Genomic DNA, 1,732 nt, shown 5'->3' with positions numbered 1-1,732 from the left:
GGCGCGCTGGCCTATGACGACAACGTCGCGATCACCGCGGCGGTCGCCGAGCGCGCGCACGCGGCCGGCGTGTACATCGAGGGCGAGCTCGGCGAGGTCGGCGGCAAAGACGGGGCGCACGCACCGGGGGTCCGCACCGACCCGGATGAGGCGCGGGCGTTCGTCGCCGCGACCGGTGTCGATGCGCTCGCCGTGGCGGTGGGGTCGTCGCACGCGATGACCGATCGCACGGCATCCCTCGACCTCGACCTCATCGCTCGGCTGCGCGATGCCCTGCACCACAGCGGCCGTGAGGGGCAGGCCGTGCCGCTCGTGCTGCACGGCTCATCGGGCGTCTCGGATGCCGTGATCGCCGACGCCGTGCGGGCGGGCATGACCAAGATCAACGTCTCGACGCACCTGAACGGGTTCTTCACCCGGGCGATCCGCTCGACGCTCGCGTGAGGCGCTCGCGGAGGAGGCCGCGCGGATGCTGCGCCTGTTCGCGCTCGAGACCGCAGCGGTGGCGCGGTGAGCATGGCGATTCCGGGCAGGATGGAGACATGAAGCGCGCCGCCCGCCTGAACGCGATCCTCGACCTGCTGGCCGCGGACGGCGAGGTGAACGTCGACGAGCTCGTCGAGCGCTTCGGCGCCTCGGCCGCGACCACCCGCCGTGATCTCGATTCGCTCGCCGAGCAGCGCCTGCTCACCCGCACCCACGGCGGGGCGGTCGCGCACGACGTCGCCTACGAGCTGCCGATCCGCTACAAGAGTCACCAGCGCACGCAGCAGAAGGAGAGCATCGCCCAGGCCGCGGCCGCCCTCGTCGCACCCGGGATGGTCGTCGGGCTCTCGGGCGGCACCACGACCACGGCGATCGCGGCAGCGCTCGCCGCTCGTGACGATCTCTCCGCGGGTCCGGGCATCACGGTCGTCACCAATGCGGTCAACATCGCAGCGCAGCTCGCGACCCGCCCCGACATCAAGGTCGTCGTGACGGGCGGCGTGATCCACTCGCGCAGCTATGAGCTGGTCGGCCCGTTCGTCGAGCAGCTGCTGCGCGGAGTGCGCCTCGACATGGCCTTCATCGGCGTCAACGGCATGGATGCCGAGGCCGGCGCCACCACGCAGGACGAGCGCGAAGCGGCGGTGAACCGCATGATGGCCGAGCGTGCACGCCGCGCCGTGGTCGTGACCGACAGCAGCAAGCTCGGCACGGTCGCGTTCGCGGCCGTCGGCGGTGCGGAGCTGTTCCCCGTTCTCCTCACCGACGACGGCGCGACCGCCGCCTCGCTCGCCGCGCTGCGCGCCGCCGGCTACGAGGTGCTGACCGCCTGACCCCCGGTCCGATCGCTGCCCGTTCGCTGCCTTTCGAATAGCGCACTTTGCAGAAAAGCGGGGATGAGAACTGCAAAGTGAGCGATTCGAACGGTAGCTGGGGGGTGGGGATGCCGCGACCCCTCTCGCGACATCCCCGGAGTAGATGGTGTCCTGCCGTCCTCACACTCCCCAGTGAATGAGGTATCCCCAAAATCCGACTTCTGCGCCTCCCTCGCGCTTCGTTCCCGAAGCCCTTCGCATGGCACCTTCTGCAGATAAGGAGCAGGCGACCGATGTTCTGATACATCGACTGGAGAAAATCTCTCGGAATCCCTCAGAGCCCGCTTCCGTGGCACTGGAACGGGGCCGTCAGGCCGGTCGATGCGGATGCCGCGGCCAGCGCGACCGCCGGCGCGACGCCGCGCGCCAGC

The 1,732-nt window shown here is 70.3% G+C and carries 2 protein-coding genes; both read left to right on the top strand.

What is annotated here, in order from left to right; all coding sequences use genetic code 11:
* Positions 1-444, top strand: a 444-nt coding sequence (locus RTM68_RS18600) for a class II fructose-bisphosphate aldolase (protein WP_396654255.1), incomplete at its 5' end; no start/stop codon positions are given.
* Positions 445-542: 98 nt separating this feature from the next.
* Positions 543-1,319: a DeoR/GlpR family DNA-binding transcription regulator gene (locus RTM68_RS18595; protein ID WP_312173801.1), complete on the top strand. Its 777-nt coding sequence runs from the start codon at positions 543-545 to the stop codon at positions 1,317-1,319.
* Positions 1,320-1,732 lie beyond the last annotated feature (413 nt).

It is taken from the genome of Microbacterium sp., from assembly GCF_031988965.1.
GTDB lineage: Bacteria > Actinomycetota > Actinomycetes > Actinomycetales > Microbacteriaceae > Microbacterium.
Note: the sequence above shows the minus strand (reverse complement) of the source record. Positions and strands in the feature narration are given on the sequence as shown.